This window comes from Wolbachia endosymbiont (group A) of Apoderus coryli (assembly GCF_947251615.1).
GTDB lineage: Bacteria > Pseudomonadota > Alphaproteobacteria > Rickettsiales > Anaplasmataceae > Wolbachia.
Genome location: NZ_OX366367.1, coordinates 762,424 through 783,214, shown reverse-complemented (window position 1 = coordinate 783,214; position 20,791 = coordinate 762,424). Strand labels below are relative to the sequence as shown.

At 36.4% G+C, this 20,791-nt stretch carries 16 protein-coding genes; 6 read left to right on the top strand and 10 right to left on the bottom strand.

What is annotated here, in order from left to right:
• Positions 1-120: 120 nt before the first annotated feature.
• Positions 121-3,321, bottom strand: coding sequence for a glycoside hydrolase/phage tail family protein (locus tag OPR43_RS04010; protein ID WP_265034294.1), 3,201 nt, complete (start codon positions 3,319-3,321; stop codon positions 121-123).
• 1 nt (position 3,322) lies between these two features.
• Between OPR43_RS04010 and OPR43_RS04005 the strand changes: the two genes are divergently transcribed.
• A complete protein-coding gene (locus OPR43_RS04005; protein ID WP_265034293.1) occupies positions 3,323-3,463 on the top strand; it encodes a hypothetical protein in 141 nt (46 codons plus the stop codon).
• Between the two features lie 350 nt (positions 3,464-3,813).
• On the top strand, positions 3,814-4,776 hold the full coding sequence (locus OPR43_RS04000) for a hypothetical protein (protein WP_265034292.1): 963 nt from the start codon (positions 3,814-3,816) through the stop codon (positions 4,774-4,776).
• 3 nt (positions 4,777-4,779) lie between these two features.
• On the opposite strand, the gene dcd is transcribed toward OPR43_RS04000, so the two are convergent.
• A complete protein-coding gene (gene dcd / locus OPR43_RS03995; protein WP_006280485.1) occupies positions 4,780-5,337 on the bottom strand; it encodes a dCTP deaminase in 558 nt (185 codons plus the stop codon).
• A gap of 141 nt (positions 5,338-5,478) precedes the next feature.
• Here dcd and OPR43_RS03990 point away from each other — a divergent pair, with 141 nt between their 5' ends.
• Positions 5,479-6,495: a substrate-binding domain-containing protein gene (locus tag OPR43_RS03990; protein WP_265034291.1), complete on the top strand. Its 1,017-nt coding sequence runs from the start codon at positions 5,479-5,481 to the stop codon at positions 6,493-6,495.
• A 290-nt stretch (positions 6,496-6,785) separates the two neighbouring features.
• Here OPR43_RS03990 and OPR43_RS03985 read toward each other — a convergent pair whose 3' ends face one another.
• Positions 6,786-7,526, bottom strand: a complete 741-nt coding sequence (locus OPR43_RS03985; RefSeq protein WP_265034290.1) for a hypothetical protein — start codon at positions 7,524-7,526, stop codon at positions 6,786-6,788.
• A 126-nt stretch (positions 7,527-7,652) separates the two neighbouring features.
• Between OPR43_RS03985 and OPR43_RS03980 the strand changes: the two genes are divergently transcribed.
• Positions 7,653-9,113, top strand: a complete 1,461-nt coding sequence (locus OPR43_RS03980; RefSeq protein ID WP_265034289.1) for a TrkH family potassium uptake protein — start codon at positions 7,653-7,655, stop codon at positions 9,111-9,113.
• Between the two features lie 353 nt (positions 9,114-9,466).
• Here OPR43_RS03980 and mgtE read toward each other — a convergent pair whose 3' ends face one another.
• Complete coding sequence (gene mgtE, locus OPR43_RS03975; protein WP_265034288.1) at positions 9,467-10,837, bottom strand: magnesium transporter; 1,371 nt, start codon at positions 10,835-10,837, stop codon at positions 9,467-9,469.
• A gap of 154 nt (positions 10,838-10,991) precedes the next feature.
• On the opposite strand from mgtE, the gene prfB reads away from it, so the two are divergent.
• Positions 10,992-12,096, top strand: a protein-coding gene (gene prfB, locus OPR43_RS03970) for a peptide chain release factor 2 (protein ID WP_265034287.1) whose coding sequence is annotated in 2 segments (ribosomal slippage) — positions 10,992-11,066 and positions 11,068-12,096 — 1,104 coding nt in all. Because the reading frame shifts where the segments join, the coding sequence is not laid out codon by codon here.
• Positions 12,097-12,294: 198 nt separating this feature from the next.
• Here prfB and OPR43_RS03965 read toward each other — a convergent pair.
• The 6 genes from OPR43_RS03965 to OPR43_RS03940 form a co-directional block, all read right to left on the bottom strand.
• Positions 12,295-12,513 (bottom strand): hypothetical protein, encoded by a 219-nt coding sequence (locus OPR43_RS03965; RefSeq protein WP_265034286.1) that lies wholly within the window; start codon positions 12,511-12,513, stop codon positions 12,295-12,297.
• A 563-nt stretch (positions 12,514-13,076) separates the two neighbouring features.
• Positions 13,077-13,421 (bottom strand): DMT family transporter, encoded by a 345-nt coding sequence (locus tag OPR43_RS03960; RefSeq protein ID WP_265025536.1) that lies wholly within the window; start codon positions 13,419-13,421, stop codon positions 13,077-13,079.
• Positions 13,422-13,437: 16 nt separating this feature from the next.
• A complete protein-coding gene (locus tag OPR43_RS03955; protein ID WP_007548371.1) occupies positions 13,438-13,752 on the bottom strand; it encodes a DMT family transporter in 315 nt (104 codons plus the stop codon).
• A 99-nt stretch (positions 13,753-13,851) separates the two neighbouring features.
• Positions 13,852-14,958: a D-alanyl-D-alanine carboxypeptidase family protein gene (locus OPR43_RS03950; RefSeq protein ID WP_265034285.1), complete on the bottom strand. Its 1,107-nt coding sequence runs from the start codon at positions 14,956-14,958 to the stop codon at positions 13,852-13,854.
• A gap of 558 nt (positions 14,959-15,516) precedes the next feature.
• Positions 15,517-15,705 carry a hypothetical protein gene (locus tag OPR43_RS03945; protein ID WP_265035613.1) on the bottom strand — a complete coding sequence of 63 codons (189 nt, stop codon included), beginning with the start codon at positions 15,703-15,705 and terminating at the stop codon, positions 15,517-15,519.
• 459 nt (positions 15,706-16,164) lie between these two features.
• On the bottom strand, positions 16,165-19,842 hold the full coding sequence (locus OPR43_RS03940) for a UvrD-helicase domain-containing protein (protein ID WP_265035612.1): 3,678 nt from the start codon (positions 19,840-19,842) through the stop codon (positions 16,165-16,167).
• An 81-nt stretch (positions 19,843-19,923) separates the two neighbouring features.
• On the opposite strand from OPR43_RS03940, the gene OPR43_RS03935 reads away from it, so the two are divergent.
• Positions 19,924-20,790, top strand: coding sequence for a 4-(cytidine 5'-diphospho)-2-C-methyl-D-erythritol kinase (locus tag OPR43_RS03935; protein ID WP_265035611.1), 867 nt, complete (start codon positions 19,924-19,926; stop codon positions 20,788-20,790).
• Position 20,791 lies beyond the last annotated feature (1 nt).

Below are 20,791 nucleotides of genomic sequence, written 5' to 3'. Positions count from 1 at the left end.
CTCACAAATATTAGTTAATATGATGTTTCATTCTGAAATAAATGTCAATAGATGTACTACAACCTTGTGAGCAGAAGATTAAACTAATAACTTACAAAGTTCTATGCTCTTGTAAATGAGCTATAACATTTTTGCTTCCGTGTTATCCAATGAATCACCGTAAGTCACTGCTTTTAGGTAAAACTTTTTTCCCCTTTGCACTTCGAAAGATATTATTGAATCATCAAGTAGAACAAATTTTTCACCTGCGGTGTCTTTAGTACCTTCTTGCCCTCTAATTAGGTTGCTAAGCTTATATTTATTTTTATCTATGAGTTCAGCATTCTGGAATTTCACTATCTCTTTTCCGATTAATGCTGAATTTGAATCGATAATTCCTAGCAGCTTACCAAAACGTAACACTACTATAAGCCCCTCGTCGGTAGATTCCATTACATATCCATAAGTAGACTGCTTATTTGTGCTTGCGATAGGTTTATAATCCTTATCGTCGCCCGAAATAAAGAGTGTTGCTCCTTTCCAATTCTTTTCCTCATTAATTAAAGTAAAGCTTGCGCTATTACCTTTAACATACGGTAAATCTATCATTTCTATGATGGTTTTGCTGATGTGAGAAGGAGGGTATTCCTTCAGCATAAGTGACCTTGTTGAAGGAAAAGAGAGCTTATATATAGAGCGATCATAACCAACACCGCTTACTTGAATAGACATGCTTTCAAATTTCGTTTTTATAATTCTCACCATATGCTTTTTCTCACCGTCTAAAATCGTTATTACATCACTTGGCGCAAGCCATGCATATTTTATCGGTAGCTTGAAATTGTATATATTTCTCTCTTGCCACGAAGAATAAAGTAAAACCTCAGCTATATTTTGCGCCTCTCCCTCCTCCATAATGAGCGGTATTTCAACTGTTATAGCAGTGCCTTGCTTTGGCAACTCAGCATATTTAACATCAATTGGATAGCCAAAATTGCGATTAAAATAAACGACGTTAACTTTATTGTTTAAATCCAGCTGACTAATATTAACAAGTTGCATTTGCTTTGAATTGTTACTGAAAACCATTTCACCAATTGGTATTCCAGTCGTAACTGCCCTGCCCTTTTGGATAAATTTCAGTTTAGAGTCCTGTTCAACCACATCAAAAAAATAGCAACTTTGCAGCATTTTAATAATTGAACGTACGGGTTGCTGATCGTTTATCACATACCCAGACAATAACCCTTTGATGTTGCTTGTATCGAACTGATCGCTTTTTAAACCTGTTTTTTGTAACAGATCCGATAAAACATCGGAAATATTAAGCTGTGAAAGCTTTCCCTGAATCCAATGTCCTGTCTGCCAATTATGGCAGTCAGTCCACATATCACACAAATTGGGAAAGTAAGGAAATGGCCTTGCATCCCATGCCCAGAGAAACATTTTTTCTACCATTTCCGAGCTTTGCCACTTTTTTAGCGTTCCTTCAATTGCAATTTTCTGTGAAAGAAAGCTCACCTCTCCGTTTGAATATCGTGGATATTTGCTCTCTATGCTGCCTTTATCAACAAACACATTTGGCTCATTAGTGCAGCCGTTCATACTGGGAAATCCATACTCGGTAAACCATATTTTTTTCATTTTTGGTTGCCATTTCGTTTTACTACCACTTGGATTTATGTGAGTTTCACTCCACCATTTCTCTATATTTTTCCACGCATACCTGCTGTCGTTATACTTTACTCTTTCAGGCTCACCCTTTGAGTAATCATAGAAATAATCATACCCCACTCCACTGCTCCAACCACCCATTACATCTTCCGCAGAATAGCCAAAAGGAGGCTCTGGACCATCAGTCAGTGGAAAATAAGCATCTATGCCAACAACGTCGATGTACTCTGAAGACCACAGTTCATCCATATTATACCAACCATCATATGAATGGTATTCACTCCAATCAGCAGCGTAAGTTACCGTTACTTCTTTTCCAAGCTGAAGTTTTATTCGCTTTGCAAGCTTAACTAGCTCTATAACGGCAGGGTAATTACCTTGTTCATCTCTAATTTTGGTAAGCCGCACAAGTTCAGAACCGATGATAAACCCTTCCACTTTAGTTTGTTTGGCAATGCTTGCATAATGCTCTATAAATTTGTTATATTGATTCTTAAAAAAATCACTTATATCCCCAGGGGTCCCGCTCAATTTTCCTCGCCACTCTTTGTTCTTTGTGTCAAGCAAGGGCATCGGATAGAGCATCACCTTGTAGCCTCTGCTGCGTAACTCTTCTATATATCTTATCAGCGCTGCATCACTAACTGTGCCACCATATCTTGGGTTTCCACTCGCATCTTTTGAAATTAGCTGAGCATTATCTCTGGTTACACCCCCTACTTGCCAATCATCAGGTAATATTGCGGAATCATCTTGAAATTCAACTGCAGGATATATTTTACAATCTTTAATGTTCAGATCATTCACAAACCAATTGACTACTACCGACACCCACTCAACATTTGGCAAATCTTCTTTTAATTGATCCAAAGAAAGCATTGCATCGCTCTTTTTAGTGTGGTTGTTGTGATTTACCCTTTGCGCCAGTCCATATGGGATATATTGGTTGCTGCTTATTTTCTCTTGCGCGATTTTCTTCTGTATTTTTGTATCATATACAAACTCTCCTGAACCTGGTATGATATTGATATTCTGAATATTTTTCGCCACTGAAAACTCATTTGACTTTACTGCAGTTTGCACTTCAAATGTAAATACCGGAACACGATTATTATAGTCTGCTAAAGGAAAATTCTTGATGACTATGTAAGATATTCCCCTATAAGCCGGCACATTCCCCTCTCCTTCAATTGATGACATAAATGGATCAGGATTTTGATCTTCTGCACCGCGGTAAAAAGTATAATCTATTTCATCAAAGCTAAGTGATGTTGTATCTGCCCAGATTCTGTTTAATTTTTCTACTTTCCCCTTGCAGATCGCAATTGCAAGCGTTGCATAGTAATTATATGTAACGTTCATACCTCTTCCAATTTTACTTTTGGTGGTTATCGCCTCTTCTTTTATTGGCTGTGACCAAATAATGTTCCCTGCAACACGAGCAGTGCCATGGATAATTGGGATCGTTCTGCCGTAGGTTGAGGTTTGAACTTGCAGATTTTTTAGCCTTGCCCCATGCGTTACTTTTTGCTCGGCATCAAGACCAAACATTGCGCTATCTAGCTGTGCACCAAGAAGAGCACCGAGTTCTGAGCCGATAATCCGGCCAATTGGACCAAAAATGCTGCCTGCTTGACCAAAAATTGATGATAAAATTATTGTAGACATAATGATCCTCCTTTTGATAGATTTTTTTGAAATTGTTGAGAAAAGATCCAAGTGTCACGCTACTTGGATGACACCTATAACCTTGTCATCCCAGTGTCAAGCACTGGGATCCAGGAATTTTGATTGGACAACGAGTTGGTAAGTGTAAAGGTAGCTAATCTTATGTTAAAACACAACGTTTTTAATGGGATTGCGTGAAGACTGGATTCCAGTGTCAAGCACTGGAATGACACCATCCTTTTTTCTGGATCCAAGTAGTCAAGGCACTGGGATGACAAGAAAGGGGCTACTCGGATGATAGATACTATGATAAGAAATTCAATAACTTACAATGAATAGTTGAAGTTTTTAATTAAGAAAAGCACATGAGTAAATCGTGTAGCTATAATTATTGTAAGCAACAATGAAAAAGTGCGGAAGTAAAAAATTTATGTTGATTTTACAATATTAATTATTAGTATAATTAGCATGATTATAAGTATGGTAAAACCAATGAAAGTTAACTTATCTAAAGAAAATAGTGAGAGAGTCTTATCCGGTGCAAAATGGATTGCTAATCTTGGTCAAGGTTATTTTGCATCACTGAATAATAATAGCACTAAACCAACTAGCTCTGGAAAGAGGTTAATTGATGCCTTTTTACTTGTTCCAATCATCGTGCCTACTGCTATAACAGCATTATCTCTTAGCTTAACTATGCTTTTTTTGAATGCTGTTAATGCTCAAAAAGATGATTCTAAATTATCTAAAGTAATAAAGTTTATAGTTAGCTCTCTAATCTATATAGCTGCTGCCGTGGTTTTAATTCCGTGCATTGTATTAAATCTAATAATTTCACTGATACCTGGTCTTATTTTTTATTACATTAATAAAGACATGTTTAGTCAAAAAGACATAGAAAACAGTCAAGGTCAACCAGTAAATAAAGTCGAGATAAGTAATGATGAAGAATACAATAAGTGTGTTGAAGAAAAAGTTAACAAGCTAGGGCAACAGAATGATGTGGAGCAGGATCAATTAAATACTGATTTATGCCAACCACTAATGAGAAGTGGTCTGTTGCATAATCAACCAAATGTAGAGGTAATATCTCGAGTAGTAGAAGGTGAACAAACCGTAGATAAGACTGTTATAGCAAAGGATATAAATAATGATGGTATACGAAATGGTGAAATGATGGTGCGAACAGTTGGAAATGATCGTAACATCACTGTTTGTGGTGTTGTTACCGGAAATGCTACTAATAAACAAGAAGGTTTCGCTACTGCTACAAAGTTGTCGTGTCAAATTGTTGAAAATGGAATAGATATGCAATTTGGCTGCAGTATGCGCACTGGAACTGACAAAAAGCAGGCAATTGAACGTTTGAGAGAAAGTGAATCAGCGCGAACTTTGCTATCTGGTGATAGTGGAATATTGTCTATAGAGCAGCCTGGTAGCTCACAACGAAAGTAGTAATTATTTCACCAGCGGCAAAGTGATACCATGCTGATTCATATATTTTCCTTTCATATCATCATATGATTTCTCACACTCACTTTCGCCGCTTAAGAATACGAATTGGCATGCGCCTTCATTAGCATAAATTTTTGCAGGAAGTGGAGTGGTGTTTGAGAATTCGAGTGTGACATGACCTTCCCATCCAGGTTCTAAGGGAGTAACGTTTACTATAATTCCACACCTTGCGTAAGTTGATTTACCAACACAAATGACCAGTACATTTCTTGGTATACGAAAATATTCCACTGTACTTGCAAGCACAAAGCTATTTGGTGGAATTATACATACATCTGTTTCTTTATCTATAAAACTATTCTCAGAGAAATTTTTAGGGTCCACGATGGCTGAATTAACGTTAGTAAAAATCTTAAATTTATTATCCACTCTTGCATCGTAACCATAAGACGATAGTCCGAAAGATATGACCCCCTTACTGCTTTTGTGATTCACAAAAGGTTCTATCATTCCAAAGTTTTCAGCTTTTTCTCTTATCCATTTATCTGGCATAACTGCCATAATTGCCCCTTAAAGTTGTGTAATACTTACAATAATATAAAATAAAATTTAAATGTAAACTGTAGCTTTTGTCATGCAATTAAAGCTTTTCAGTTTGATTTTTTGTTACAATAATTAGATTTATGTTCTTAACTAAAAATAATGCTTAGAAACTTTCTCCTGATTTTTGTATTCGTATTATTCACGCCGCTGTCAAATGCTGATGCCAGGAAATACATCAGAATTGTTGGATCTTCAACTGTTTTTCCTTTTATCTCGTTTATAGCCGAGGAGTTCAATCGTGTATTCCCTTTCAAGACTCCAGTTGTGGAATCGATAGGAAGTGGATCAGGGTTCAAAATGTTTTGCTCAGGAATAGGGGAAGACACGCCAGACATCACCACTTCATCTCGCCCTATGAAGGAAGTAGAAAGAGAACTATGTAAAAGAAATAAAATTAATGAAGTGATAGAGATCATCATTGGCTATGATGGAATTGTCATTGCAAATTCAAATCAAAGCCATAGATTTGATTTCACAAAGAAGGACTTATTTGAAACTTTATCTGCATATTCTCAAGAAAATGATAAATTAGTAAAAAATAATAAGAAGTTTTGGTCTGATGTAAATCAAGCCTTACCAAAAACAGAAATTGAAATTTATGGTCCACATCAAAATACAGGTACATACGAAACTTTGGTTAATTCTATTATGCTTGATCAATATTCATGCATGAATTCAAGAATTTTTAAAGAGAATTATAAAGATCAGGAAGAAAGAAAGAAAGCATGTGGTAATATAAGGGATGATGGAAGGTATATAGAAGTTGGAATTAATGAAAACATAATAATACAAAAATTGAAAAGTAACAAAAACGCCTTAGGGATATTTAGTTTCAGCTTTTTAATGAGGAATCAAGATAAAATACAAGGAAGCACAATTGCAGGAATTGAGCCAACCTATGAAAATATATCATCAGGAAAATATATATTATCAAGACCTCTATACCTTTACATAAAGAAAGAACACCTGGATACTGTTGATGGATTCAGAGAATTCATTAAAGAAATTATAGATTCGATCGGCATTGAAGATGGGTACCTATCTAGGCTTGGTCTAATCCCACTTTCAAGTGAAGATATAAAGAAAGCTTCAGCAAAAGTTTATGATATAACGTGACGGCAACGCTTCTTGTATCCGTTCAGGATAGCGGCAAGGTAGTATAACCATAGAGTAAAAGTGAGTTTACAACAAATGGTGTCATGCAAGTAGCTGACACTGTAATCTAATTTCACTTTATGATGGTGTCATTCCAGTGCTTGACACTGGAATCCAGGAAACTTAACTTTACACCAGGTAATAAAAACTGGATCCCAGTGTCTGGGCACTGGGATGACACCCTCCTGGTAGCACAACGTTCGTACAGTTGTGTGTCAGCTACTCGGATGACAGTAGATAATGTAAGAAGTCTATTGATTCAATAACTGCTCGTTTTTGTCAAATACCTTGTCTACACTTGGATTTTTCACTTTCTCACAAACCTTAGCAATACCAGCACCTATTAATATAACTGCTGCCAAAACTGCTAAAGCTAATGTAACTGCAGGATACGCTAGCACATAGGCTGCAATAGCACCAGCTACGCATAGTCCAACAACGCCTAGAGAAATCTTCCCTTTGTGTTCACTCCAGAAGGTTGTTTCGTTCTTTTCTGGGGTTTTGTTGCCAGTAGTAGGTTCAGTAGTGTTAGTTGCTATAGGAGCGTTGGAATCAAGACCCATTACCCTCTTGTGCTCTTCCACTTCTTCAATAACTGTTTTAAGAGCAGGATATATATCTGTGTTATTAAGGTCAATTTTTCCTTGAAAACGTTTAAGATTATCTATTGTATCCGTAAAATATGGTTGATCTTCAAAAAATTTTGTTACCTTGCAACCACACAAAGAATCACGAGTTTTTTGATCAGCCTCCTTCCAAATTAGTTCAATGATCTCTACTTTAGTGTTAACGCTAGCTTCAGGACAGTCAATAACAAAATCTAAAATGGTACCTTTGTCACTAGTCAAAGTCCTCTTGTGGCTCAAAACTGCTTGTATATCATTATGTTCATTATTGTCGAGTACGTTCTGGACTTCTTGAAAATTGCCATTCCAGACTGCCTGTCTTAATGAACCTAGAATTTCTTCTTGTGCATTAGTTAATCCAATCATATCTTACCTCTATTTTCTATAGCTTAATTATCACACATATTTACAAGTAAGTCAAGTGCGCTGTTACAACAAAGTGCTTGACGTTAGAGTAGCTTTTATGGCTTTGTATAGCGAGGAAGTAACTCTATGAAAAATCATCAACGTTTACAAACTTTACGTTCAATTGCATTTATTGTGGGAATATTCCTATTGTTATTTAGCTTAGCAATGCTTATTCCTGCTATTACCAATAAGTATCTCAGCTACGAATGGAAAAATTTCCTCGCTGGATTCATAATTACCTGCACATCTGGCGTAATTTTTATTTTACTCGGTAAATTAAGTAGATTGCATGGCATGCCAGCAATTTTTGCGGTTACTAGTTGCACCTGGATTGCCTTGTCTTTGTTTGCAGCTATTCCTTTCTATTTTGATAATCTGAGCTATGTTGATGCATTATTTGAAACGATATCTGGCATCACAACCACAGGGGCAACTATATTTGATGATATTGAAAAGCAATCTTCGGGAATACTGCTGTGGAGAGCAATGCTGCATGGCATAGGTGGTTTTGGTGTAATCACTTTAGGAATTGCAGTTTTTCCTATGCTCAAGATTCTCAGCCTAAATAATTTACTTTATTCTGAATATTCAGATGCTACCAAAAGGAAGTTGCCGAACACGCGAAGCGTAGTGGTTCATGTTACGGCAATATATTATGGCCTAATTTTGTTATGTATATTTTCCTATTATCTAGCTGGTATGCCACTGTTTGATGCAATATGTCACGGAATGTCCGCTGTATCAACTGGTGGATTTGCTAACTATAATGATTCTATAGGGCACTATAATAACCCTATGTTAGAAGTCATAACGATCATTTTTATGATTTTGGGTTCTCTGCCTTTTCTTAGCTATTTAAAAATTATAAGACGGTTAGACATTTGCTATGACGAACAGGTCTCTTACTTTGTTAAGATAGTTATTGTTTCATCTTTATTTGCTTGTTTTTGGTTGTATAAAAATGTTGATTTAGGAGTGTCATTATCATTTAGATGCAGCACATTTACCATCACTTCCTTGATTACGTCAACTGGTTATGCAATCTGTAATCATATAGATTGGAGCTTCATTTCAGTCTTAGCTTTTTTTCTAACCTTTGTTGGTGGATGTAGTGGTTCTTCAAGTGGTGGCATCAAAATCTTTCGTTTGATCATTTTTCTAAGGTCTATAGAAAATCACTTTCGCCTTTTATTAAACCCAGGCGCAGGCAATAGGGTAAAATTCAATGGAAAAATTCTGGAGAATGATGAAGTTCACTCTGTCTTTATATTTTTTGCAATTTTCATGTTAACGTTTACCATTTCATCAGTAGTGATGTCTTACTTAAGCAATGCAGACTTTATAACTAGCATCAGCTCAGTCTCTGCAACGCTTACAAACTCTGGTCCAGGATTTAGTAATTTAATAGGCCCTTCAGGTAACTATTCTTCTTTCAGTAATGAAGTAAAATTATTTCTATCGTTTTTAATGCTGCTTGGCAGACTTGAAATATTGCCAATCTATTTTTGTATAGGCAACTTATTCTTATTTAATAGAAAGAAATAGTTGGTGAAGTTGTGAAACTTGATATTATAGCTAAACTGACTTACGACAATTTGAAAAACCGTCATTCCGCTACTAGTTAGCGGAATCTATGCCGAGATACCGCGAATAAATTCACAGCTGTACGAACATTGTCTATCAGGAGGGTGTCATCCCAGTGCCCAGACACTGGGATCCAGGAATTTTATTAAGTTGGTAAGCATAAAAGTAGCCGTTTTATGTTACAATACAACGTTTTGATGATTATGAAAAGGCTGGATTTCAGACTGGAATGACACCATTCGCTGTACAGTTTACCTTTAAAAATGAATGTTCGTACAGCTATGGAATAAATCGCGGTATAGCTATAGATAGTGTCAGCTGTTTAATAAAAAGATCGTAGCTAAACCAAGAAATATAAGAGCTGAGAGAATATCAGTTGTTGCCGATGTTAGGATTGAAGAAGAAACGGCAGGATCGGACTTTAAGCGATGAAGCATTATAGGAATGAAAGTTCCGATGAACGTTGCAATAATTGACATCATAATCATGGAGACCACAAAAATCATCTCCACTTTGAAGCTGTGAAATCTTATTGCTAATACTATTAATGAAATAGTAGATAAGATCACCCCGTTTATAAGACCTATTAAAAATTCTTTCATCAGTATTCTTTTTGCATTTTGCTCAGTTAGATATTTTGTTGCGATTGCCCGGATGGTTAGCGTTACTGTTTGGGATCCTGCATTTCCGCTCATTGATGCAATTATCGGCATGATTATTGGCAGTACTATAAAACTTTTTATTACATCATCGAAAAAGCCAACTACTATGGAACACATTGTTGCAGCTAAGAGGTTAAACAGTAACCAAGGTAGCCTTTTAATTATAGTTTTATGTATAGGGGCATTTATATCGGCTTTAGAAGATACACCGCTTATTTTGAGTACGTCCTCTTCTGTTTCTTGTTGAACAACTTTTATCACATCTTCAATTAAGATCACACCAATAATTTTACCATTCTTATTTACTACCGGAGCCGATAATAGAGAGTAATCTTTAAATATTCTTGCTACTTCCTCTTGGTCTACTCCAGTTTTAATGATTTTTATGTCATGATCCATTATCTCTTTTATTATTGTGTCTCCTGAGTGAGATATTACCTTATTTAAATTAACACTGCCTATAGGCTCTAATTTTGAGTTGATAATGAATATCTGGTGAAATCTTTCTGGTATTTTTTTATAGTTGCACACAAATTCTGTCAGTTGATTTATTGTCCAATAATATGGAGCTATAACCATATCTTTATGTATTAACCTTCCTGCACTTTCTTCTGGGTATGATAACAACTCCTCTACTGATTTCTGAGTTTTGCTGGGCAAATAGTAAAGTATATTTTCTACAGACTTTCTATCTAAATCTTTCACTATGGTTACTATATCTTCTACATCAAGGAGCATTAGTAACTTTGCTGTATTTTCTATTCCCAATATTTCTATGATCTCTATTTGTAAATCTGGCACTACATGCACTAGGGCATCACTTAACAAATGTTGATCGAGGATATTAACTAATTTCTCTCTGTGATCACTGATCGAAGTAGATAAAAAATAAGCTAACTGAACACTGTCTATCGTTTTTACAATATTATGAACATTTTCTAGCTCCTCGTTATCAAGTGACTCTATTAAGTCATCAATAGCCTTTTTGTCTAAACCATAATGAGAACTTATTTCAACATTCATTATTTTACCTTATTTTTTAATAAATATACACACTTGATTTTGTTAAACATTAAAGTATAATAAAATTATTTTGAATTAACTACTATATGGTTAAATTTCTATTTTGTTTGCTGTTATTGTTAGTAATAGTAAATATATTAAAATCTAAAGTATAATGAAAACTTATTCAGAAATTCTTGAACACTTTCAAAACTTAAATAAAAGTATTTCTCTTATCAGGAGGTGTCTTTGACATAGAAAAATTAAAGTTGCGTCTTGAAGAGCTGGACTCCCAAGCGTTGAATGATAATCTGTGGCAAGACAATCAAAAGGCACAAGAAATTTTAAAAGAACGTTCTAAAATTAAGAATGACGTAGAGTCGTTTTTAAAGCTGGAAAGCGACTACAGCAACGCTATCGATTTAATGAAATCCGCTATTGATGAGAATGATGAAGAATTTTTCTCTGAAGTTGAAAGTGAATTAGCTAAGCTAGAGAAATTAATCAAACTTAAAGAGACAGAATCCTTATTTACTGGTGAAGCAGACAATAATAACTGTTTTTTAGAAATCCACTCAGGAGCTGGCGGAACCGAGAGCAATGATTGGGCTGAAATGCTAATGCGCATGTATGTAAGGTGGGCAGAAATTTATCACAACTTTAAAGTTGAAGTTGTAGAAAAATTAGAAGGAGAGTCGGTTGGTATAAAGTCTGCAATGATAAAAATCGTTGGAGAAAAAGCTTATGGATGGGCAAAAAGTGAAAGTGGAATTCACAGGCTGGTTAGAATATCGCCGTTTGATGCAAATGGTAAACGTCATACCAGTTTTGCAAGTATAGGAGTAACTCCAGTGATCGAAGATTCAATTGATATTGCTGTGGATGAAAAGGATCTAAAGATCGACACCTACCGAGCTTCCGGAGCAGGCGGTCAGCACGTGAACAAGACTGAAAGTGCGGTACGCATTACGCATATTCCAACTGGTGTTGTAGTTCAATGCCAAAATGGTCGTTCTCAACACAGAAATAAAGATGAGGCGTTAAAATTACTTAAAGGACGTTTATACCAAATTGAACTGGAAAAAAAAGAACAAAAGATGGCTGAAGAGTATGGTAAAAAATGCGATATAGGCTGGGGCAATCAGATCAGATCGTACGTTATGCATCCATATCAAATGGTGAAAGATTTAAGAACTGGACATGAAGTAGGCAATATAAATTCTGTTTTTGATGGTAATATAGACTGTTTCATAGTTAGTGTGCTTACTAAGCAAAATTAGACTTTTATAGCTAAAGTAATTTAGGCTTACTGACAACCGTCATCCCGCTGCTTGTTAGCGGCTAAGAGATACCGCGGCGGTATGACGTAGGGCTGCTGTCATTCCGCTACTTGTTAGCGCCTCGGCGGTATGACATGGGGCTGTCTAGCTATAAGAATTCATTTGGTGGTATTACATATAGCATATTAAAACCTAGTACTAAAATGGACGAAACGAAAGAAGCGCAAAACGTAAATGAAAAGAAGGAGCTGTGTAGAGAAGGTTGACACAGTTGTTATAAATTTCCACTAGGCAGCCAGTGCCCAGACTACTTGGATCCAGAAAACTTAACTTTATACCAGGTAATAAGAACTGGATCCCAGACTGGGATGACAAAAAAAGGAGCACTGGAATGACACCATTCGTTGTGTTTAACAAAGTTCGTACTTAGCTTCATGTTAGCCATAAACATTAAGAAATTTACCAAGCGAAAAAAAGGCAAAAGAAGCCCCGTTGGTGACTAGTTATTTATATGTACTTCAAAATATTGGCGTTTTTTATTCTAAACGCTTAATAACCGCGATTCAGCCGCTTTTAAATGCGACTAACCTAAATTATAAACATTAAGAAATTTACTAAGTGGAAAAAAAGGCAAAGAAACCCTAGGGTAGCTAGTATTCAAGTTCTCCCTTGTCTATTTGACGTCTTTTACTGTCTTAAACGCTTTATAAGCGCGTTTCAGCTTATATAGGTAGAAACCTAGAAGTTTTATAAAGACATGAGGTGCACATAGTGCAAAAATTAAGCATGATTTACGCCAAATACATTAAGTTTTTTGTCATTAATCCACTGCAGAGATTGCGAAGATAAATAAATAGCTTCAGTTTCATGGTAAGAGGGCTGACGGAGTTTGTCAAGCTATTTTTTGTAGCTCTCATAAGCTGGATTCCAGTTGCATGACAAGATGGAGTGCCTTTAGTGTCATCCCAGTTTGGGATCTCTTATTCCATTTTATCAACAGTTTGTTTTGCAGTATCAAACAATTTTAATCCTATAATCCCGAATGTAACTAAAATAAAGCATATTACTTCGAATAAATTAACTGGTTCATTAAATAGGTAAACTCCAAGTATCGAAGCTCCTATAGCGCCCACTCCAGTCCAAATTGCATAGCATACTCCGATAGGTATAGAACGTGTAGCGAGCGAAAGTAAATACGTACTAAGAGCCATGGAGAATATGCTAATTATTGATGGTACAAGATGAGTAAATCCATAACTATGCTTAAGTGTTATGACCCAGAACACTTCAATTAGTGACGATAAGAGTAAATATATCCAATTCATGCATAAATTTTTAGGTTTAAATAGAGAGCTTTAGCCCTATGGTTCCTATTACAATTAAAACGATACATAAAACTTGAGATAAATTAATATTCTCTGTGAAAGTGGTTGCACCAATTATAGTTATTCCAATTGTGCATATTCCAGAGGAAACTGCATAGCATACTCTAATAGGTAGAAAGCATGCTGCAAGAGATAAAAAGTAAATGCTAATGATCATAATTACCAATGTTGCAATCGAAGGCACAACTTTAGTAAAACTGTTACTAAACTTTAGCGTTACAGCCCACAGTATCTCTAGGATACTGGACAGCAACAAATATAACCAGCACATTTTCGTAACATTTCAATCTTGTATTGTAACAGAAATTGTTAGTCAAAACTACACTAAAGTGCAATAGATCTCTCTTTCGGAATTGCTTTAATATCAAACTTAAAACAACATCCTAAAAAACTTTTCTATGAAATTCAATTCCTGCACGTCATTTGCTGCATAAAGTGGTGTAGTTTGTTGTTCAATGCCTGGTATTTCTACAAAAACTTTGCCCACTTCTTGACCTTTTTTAATTGGTGCAGGTATCATATCTTTATATTCAATACGCACCTTAATTTGGTCATGCAATTTGCGGTTGTAAGTTATGGTAACATCGTTTGCAACTGTGACAGGTACTTTTCTATCTTTCCCATAAAGAACATTTACTTCCTCAACTACACTGTCTTTAACGAATATTTTCTTAGTATTAAAATGATTTAAGGAGTATTGTATCAGTCTTTTTGCTTCTTCTATTCGCTCTTTCTCAGTGTTTAAACCATTTACGACAGCAAAAATTCTCCTATCATTTCGTTTTGCAGATGCTACAATGCCGTAACCACCAGCATTTGTATAACCGGTTTTTAAACCGTCAACCCCAATGTCGTGAAAAAGTAGAAGATTTTTATTCTTTTGTGCAATTTCATTATATGTCAAATATTGTTCAGAAAATAAATCATAATATTCAGGAAAATCGGTGAAAATCCTTTTTGCCAGTATTACCAAGTCTTTTGCGCTCATGAAATGATCTTCGTCTGGCCACCCACTTGAGTTGACAAAATGACTGTCATTCAGATTCAAATTTTGTGCAACCTCATTCATTTCAGCCACAAAATTCTCTTCTGATCCTGCAATGCCCTCAGCTAGTGTTATGCAGGCATCATTACCTGAGACTATTGTAATTCCTTCAAGTAATTCCCTCACCGTAACAAATTGACCTTCTTTCAAAAACATAGAAGAGCCTTTTCTTTCCCACGCTTTTCTGCTTACTCGAAATTTATCCTCCATATTTATTATTCCAGCTTTTAGATAATCAAAGGCTATATATAAAGTCATTAGCTTGCTCATTGAAGATGGGGCCATTTTTTCATCGGAATTATGGTCAAAAATGAGCGAGTCTGAAGCTAAATCTAAAACTACTGCTTGCTTTGCTTTGGTTCTAAACTGGTATGAGTATGAAGAAAAAGGAAGTATGGAAACTAATAGCAAAATTACCAATCTGCTTAACATATTTATAATTTTAAATTTACAGTGTACTAATTAATAGTATAATTTTACAGGGGCATTTCAATAGATCTCTTACATAAAAATTCCTTGACACATTTCGCCAGCCCCCTTATCATGGTACTGGAGGTATTCATTTATCTTCAATCTGTGCAGATTAAACGACAACAGTATTACGTGATTGGCGTCTTATTTTTAATTTTTTGCACTATGAGCACCTTATGTCTTCACAACATTCTAGGTTTTTACCTATATAAGCTGAAACGCGCTTATAAAGCGTTTAAGACAGTATAGAACGCCAATTTGCAGGATTAGAGAGTGACAACTAGCTAACACGGGATATCTTTTGCCTTTTTTTCTGCTTAGTAAATTTCTTAAACATTTTAGCTAAGGTTAGTTGCACTTAAAAGCAGCTAAATTGCAGCGTTTAAGGCTTAAAAAACGCCAATACTGAAAATAGACAATGACTAGGGCTTCTTTTGCCTTTTTTTTCATTTGGTAAATTTCTTAATGTTTATAGCTAAAAGAGCCCAAGAGAGGTGTCATTCCAGTGCCCCTGTGATGTCATTCCAGTGCTTGACACTGGAATCCAGTTTTCCATATAATCTCATCGAAAACGTTGTAACCACTTTCTATGCTAGTTTTCTTGTTTACAAGCAAACTTTCCTGGATCCCAGTGTCTGGGCACTGGGATGACACCATTCTTTTTCCTGGATTCCAAACTGGGATGACAGCTAGCCTGACAATCGTCATCCCGCTACGTGTTAGCGGCTGAGATACCGCGGCGGTATGACGGTTTGCGGCGGTATGACGATAAGCTCGTCATTCCGCTACTTGTTAGCGGCTGAGATACCGTGACGGTATAGTAATTCGTCATCCCGCTACGTGTTAGCGGGATCTATGCTTTGAGATACCGCGGCGGCATGACGATAAGCTCGTCCAAAAGAATCATAGCTGGGTTGACTTATATTACTTAGCTTTAAGATAGCTATGCTGAGATCCCGCTAACACGTAGCGGGATGACGAGAAAGGAGTGGCGGTATGACGGTTCGCGGTGGCATGACGATAAGCTCGTCCAAAAGAATCATAGCTGGGTTGACTTATATTACTTAGCTTTAAGATAGCTATGCTGAGATCCCGCTAACACGTAGCGGGATGACGAGAAAGGAGTGGCGGTATGACGTAGTAGCTATCTCTTGTAATCAAATTTTATCAAAAGTCAGATTGCAGAGTTAAATCTTCTACCCAAATAACCACACACTCTACTTGCTTGTTTGGATATATCTCTTGTACTAAGGTTTTATAGATCAACATCTGTTTTTTTATTTCATTTAATGAGGAAACAGAAACGTTACGGTGTGATTTATAGTCAATTATGATTGCTTTATCTTGCGTTATGCATAGCCTATCTAGTCGTACTAATACTGACTTGCCATCAATTGTTCCACTCAGTGTAATTTCTGACTTACCTTCCAAATCAAACAAATAGCCATATTTTTCATTAAAGGCTAATATTTTACTGTAAATTTCATCCTTATCTTCACTGGTGTTTATATTGTCAAGATATTTTCTGACCCAATTTTTTCTCCTTTCTTTTTCTATCTTGGGCATATACTGCAATATGCTGTGAATGATCAGGCCTCTTGCATAACCATCTGTCATCCCAATGCTCCTTGTTGTCATTCCATCACTCTCATCTGTCATTCCAATACCCCTATTTGTCATCCCAGTGCTTGACACTGGGATCCAGGCCTTTTTTTCTCCAGGTTTCAGCGTCACGTGCTGAAATGGCACCGGAGAGTGAGCTGACACTTGTTCTCCTTCTTTTTTACTGGATCCCAGTGTCAAGCACTGGGATGACAGGGGAGGATGCTGGGATGACAGGGGAGGACGCTGGGATGACAGGGGAGGACGCTGGAATGACACCGAAGAGTGGGCTAAAGCTGGCGGAAGCGAAATCACTGGAACGTCAAAATAATCACGTTTTTTATAAATGTAAGGGTAGTTTGCGTTCACACATAGCACTTCAACTTTTTCTTTAAATATTGGCTGTAAGTATGCTTGTTTCTTTTCATATGGTTCTCCATACTGAGTGATTAGATCATACCAAGAGCCCTTTTGCACTGGCTCTTTACTTAAGATGTATAACTCATCTTCAGCACGCGTGAGTGCTACGTATAATAAACGCAAATATTCATTATAATCCTCTAGTTTTTTCTCTCTTTTTACTTGATCGCAATAAGCGTTATTGTTTTTTCCACACCAAAATGGCACTTCTGTTCCATCAAAGATAATGCTTTCACTGTTTCTTGGCACTGTGTTTGTATCAACCAAAAATACTATGGGAGCTTGCAGACCTTTTGATTTGTGAATTGTCATTATTCGCACAGCATTGCGTTCTGATTGCATATCATTCTTAATCTCCGGGTTATTCTCCTTGATCCATTGAACAAATGCTTGAAGAGATGGGTTTTCAAATTGCAACACAAGGTTCATAAATTCGTCTAGAACCTCGAAGCACTCAAGACCTAGCCTTGCAGCAAATTTTTTCTTACCTGTACGCAATATATGTGTAAATAGTGCAAGAGGAGACTCTATGCGAGATAAGTTAATGAGATAGTTTAATTCACTATAGATAACCACAGAATAATCCTGAATTCTTTCCCATAACGACTGTTCTTTACGGTCATATGCAATGTTAAATAAATCATCCTCGGTAAAATTGAATAACGGTGATTTTAAAGCATTTGCAAGAGCTAGATCATTTGCCTGGAGAAGTAAAAATTCGGCCAAAGCTATTAAGTCCTGCACGGCTATATAGTCCATAATTCTAAAATAATCTCGGCCTACAACTGGCACGTTTGCTTTTTTAAGTTCGCTTATTATGTAATCAACTAACACGTTTCGTTGTCGTACCAAAATCATAATGTCTCTTGGTTCTATATGGCGATCTTTAGCGACTAAAATCCGCCCTTCATTTAACCAATTGTGAATTCTGTTGGCTATTGTTTGAGCAAGTAATCGATCTGCTATTGTATAACCTTCCCTGCATGTCAGAGGAATTTGTAAAGCTTGCTGTTCTTTCTCTTTGCGCCTTGGTAACGCTGGCCAAATTTCAATATATCCTTGGTCATTTTCTCTATGTGGAACATGTTTTATTTCATTATCATTAAAAGATATTTCTGCGCGGAAGTTGTTAAATAATCTGTCTACAAGTGTTAAAATTTCTGGAGTTGAGCGAAATGACTTTTCAAGTTGGCATGATATCCAACCAGTTTTCGTATGAAAGTATTGTTGCATATAGTTAAATAGATGGGGATTTGCTCCTTGAAATCTGTATATGGACTGTTTTACGTCACCAACAACAAACAAGGTTCGCTTTTCATCATTGCCGGCAAAAAATTCATCGCAGAGATTTGTTATAATTTTCCACTGGCTGATGCTATTGTCTTGCGCCTCATCAACAAGAATGTGATCTATTTTTTGATCCAAGTTAAACAATATCCAATCTTTGTAGTTTGGATTGCTGAGAAGATTTGTTGCTAAGTCAATTATATCATTGTAGTCAAGCAGTGCATTTTTTGATTTTTCGCTACTATATAGATCAACATATACTTTAAATATACCAAGTAAGCTACTGGTTCTCTTGAATATTTGATAAGAGTTCATGTCTCTTATATGGGTAAATACTACATTCTGAATATTTTCTATTATTTGCTCTGCATCTCTGAATTTCTCCAAAATACTTTTTGTTGCAATGGATGATATGCTCTTTTTTTCGTGCGATTCTGATTTTAGAAATACCTTGGCTAGGTTTTCTACTTTAGTGTCATTCCACTTTATTCCGGTGTCATCCGAGTAGCTGACACTGGTTCTTTTTTTCTGGATTCCAGTGTCAAGCACTGGAATGACACCATTTGGTACGGACGGTTTTGTGCTATTAAACCAATCAGAGAGTATTGCACTATAACTCTGATCTCTTTTACTGCCTTCACTTAATATCTCGGCTAGTCTTTCCACGTGCTCAATTGTTTCACTCTGTAAGTCATGAATTTCATCTGGGGCGCTCAATTTATCTTTGATATATTTCGAATCATTTGCTGACGCAAATCTTTTTACACATAAAGTATAAAGCAAATCGCGTAATTTATTTTCATCAATTTCAGTTGCAATGAAGTTTATACTATCTTGCACAGCCTCATTATGAAGCACTTTATTGAATATGATGGAATGTAATTCTTTACATTCACTCAGCGTACAATTTGGGGCGATGCCAGCTTCTATGGGAAAGCTGGAGATTAATTTGTAACAGAAAGCGTGTATGGTTTGTATAGTTAGACCAAGATTTTCCAGTTCAGAGAAAAGCCTTCTTGCTCTTGTTAAATAATCTTTATTTTTTCTGGATCCCAGTGTCACGCACTGGGATGACAAATAAGGGTGCTGGGATGACAAGTAGGGGTGCTGGGATGACATCGAAGGGTGGGCTACTGGATTTTCACTTAAATCATGGTTATGTGGTGCTATCACCTCAGCATCATTCTCCGTTATTTCTGCGTCATCCCCTGTCATCCAAGTAGCTGACACTGGGATCCATTCTTTTTTTTTACTGGATTCCAGCGTCACGCGCTGGAATGACATTGGAAAGAAATCTAGTTGTTCTAGATCTGCCACCAACACACTCTCTGAGCATACCGCCCACTTGCTGAGTATGCTGTGAATGCGATTCTCCATTTCGTTTGCTGCAGCGTTGGTAAATGTTAAGCAAAGAATATTTCTTTTGTTTTCTAATAAAAGTCTCAATACTCTGTCTATTAAGATTTTTGTTTTGCCTGTACCAGCGGACGCATTTACCCATACAGAGAAATTAGGATTTATGGCATTTGATCTCATCAGAAGTGCGAAAACCTTATAGAAGTTGACTAAAATAGCATTATACATATAATGTAAAAATAGTGTTAGTGAAGATATATAATGAAAAGTTTTTGTGTAAAGGCGCCTGCAAAAATCAATCTTTTTTTGCATGTTGTAAATAAGAAGGAAACAGGATATCACTTGATTGAGGGTTTGTTTGTCTTTGCTAATCTCTCTAATTTTTTGGAAATAAAAGTAGGTGAGAAGGATTCTAGATACGATAACTCTACAGTTGAATTTATAAACTCCGAGTCTAGAATAAATAACCAGTATAACACTGTAATGAAAGCGGTTAATCTGCTGCTTAGACATGCTCCAGTGCGTACTAGAGTTTCTATCAGAGTTGTAAAGAACATACCAATTGCTGCAGGACTCGGTAGCGGGTCCTCAGATGCTGGAGCTGTGGTACGTACGCTAGGGAAGCTGTGGGAGATTGATAGGACGATTTTAAATGAAATAGCCTTAAACGTTGGTGCTGATGTTCCAGCAAGTGTAGATAGCAAGCCTGTTTTTGTTAGAGGTATTGGCGAAGAATTGTGCTATGTCCAAAAATTTTCCTTACCCACAAATGTGGTGCTTGTGAAACCGAAAAAAAAGTTTTTGAGTACACCAGAGGTATTTTCCAAACATGAAGGAGAATTTTCTGAGCCAATTAAATGGAGCGATGACGCTGAAAAGGATTTGTTGAAGCTTCTTAAAGAGACGAGAAACGATCTTCAAGAAATAGCAATAAGCCTTGTACCTGAAATTAAGGATGTGATATCAACACTTAAGTCACAAGAAGGCTCTATACTTTCTCGCATGTCAGGCAGTGGTGTATCATGCTTTGGAATATTCGATAGTGAGGAAAATGCAAAAGCTGCTGCAGCTAATATCAGAAAAAAGCAACCAGAATGGTGGGTATGTGACACTCAATTAATAGTTTGAC

Excerpts from the sequence above, each read along its gene's own strand:
- OPR43_RS04010 (WP_265034294.1), bottom strand. The coding sequence starts at position 3,321 with ATGTCTACAATAATTTTATCATCAATTTTTGGTCAAGCAGGCAGCATT.
- OPR43_RS04005 (WP_265034293.1), top strand. The coding sequence starts at position 3,323 with ATGATCCTCCTTTTGATAGATTTTTTTGAAATTGTTGAGAAAAGATCC.
- OPR43_RS04000 (WP_265034292.1), top strand. The coding sequence starts at position 3,814 with ATGAAAGTTAACTTATCTAAAGAAAATAGTGAGAGAGTCTTATCCGGT.
- dcd (WP_006280485.1), bottom strand. The coding sequence starts at position 5,337 with ATGGCAGTTATGCCAGATAAATGGATAAGAGAAAAAGCTGAAAACTTT.
- OPR43_RS03990 (WP_265034291.1), top strand. The coding sequence starts at position 5,479 with ATGCTTAGAAACTTTCTCCTGATTTTTGTATTCGTATTATTCACGCCG.
- OPR43_RS03985 (WP_265034290.1), bottom strand. The coding sequence starts at position 7,526 with ATGATTGGATTAACTAATGCACAAGAAGAAATTCTAGGTTCATTAAGA.
- OPR43_RS03980 (WP_265034289.1), top strand. The coding sequence starts at position 7,653 with ATGAAAAATCATCAACGTTTACAAACTTTACGTTCAATTGCATTTATT.
- mgtE (WP_265034288.1), bottom strand. The coding sequence starts at position 10,837 with ATGAATGTTGAAATAAGTTCTCATTATGGTTTAGACAAAAAGGCTATT.
- OPR43_RS03960 (WP_265025536.1), bottom strand. The coding sequence starts at position 13,421 with ATGAATTGGATATATTTACTCTTATCGTCACTAATTGAAGTGTTCTGG.
- OPR43_RS03955 (WP_007548371.1), bottom strand. The coding sequence starts at position 13,752 with ATGTGCTGGTTATATTTGTTGCTGTCCAGTATCCTAGAGATACTGTGG.
- OPR43_RS03950 (WP_265034285.1), bottom strand. The coding sequence starts at position 14,958 with ATGTTAAGCAGATTGGTAATTTTGCTATTAGTTTCCATACTTCCTTTT.
- OPR43_RS03945 (WP_265035613.1), bottom strand. The coding sequence starts at position 15,705 with ATGACGATTGTCAGGCTAGCTGTCATCCCAGTTTGGAATCCAGGAAAA.
- OPR43_RS03940 (WP_265035612.1), bottom strand. The coding sequence starts at position 19,842 with ATGAGATCAAATGCCATAAATCCTAATTTCTCTGTATGGGTAAATGCG.
- OPR43_RS03935 (WP_265035611.1), top strand. The coding sequence starts at position 19,924 with ATGAAAAGTTTTTGTGTAAAGGCGCCTGCAAAAATCAATCTTTTTTTG.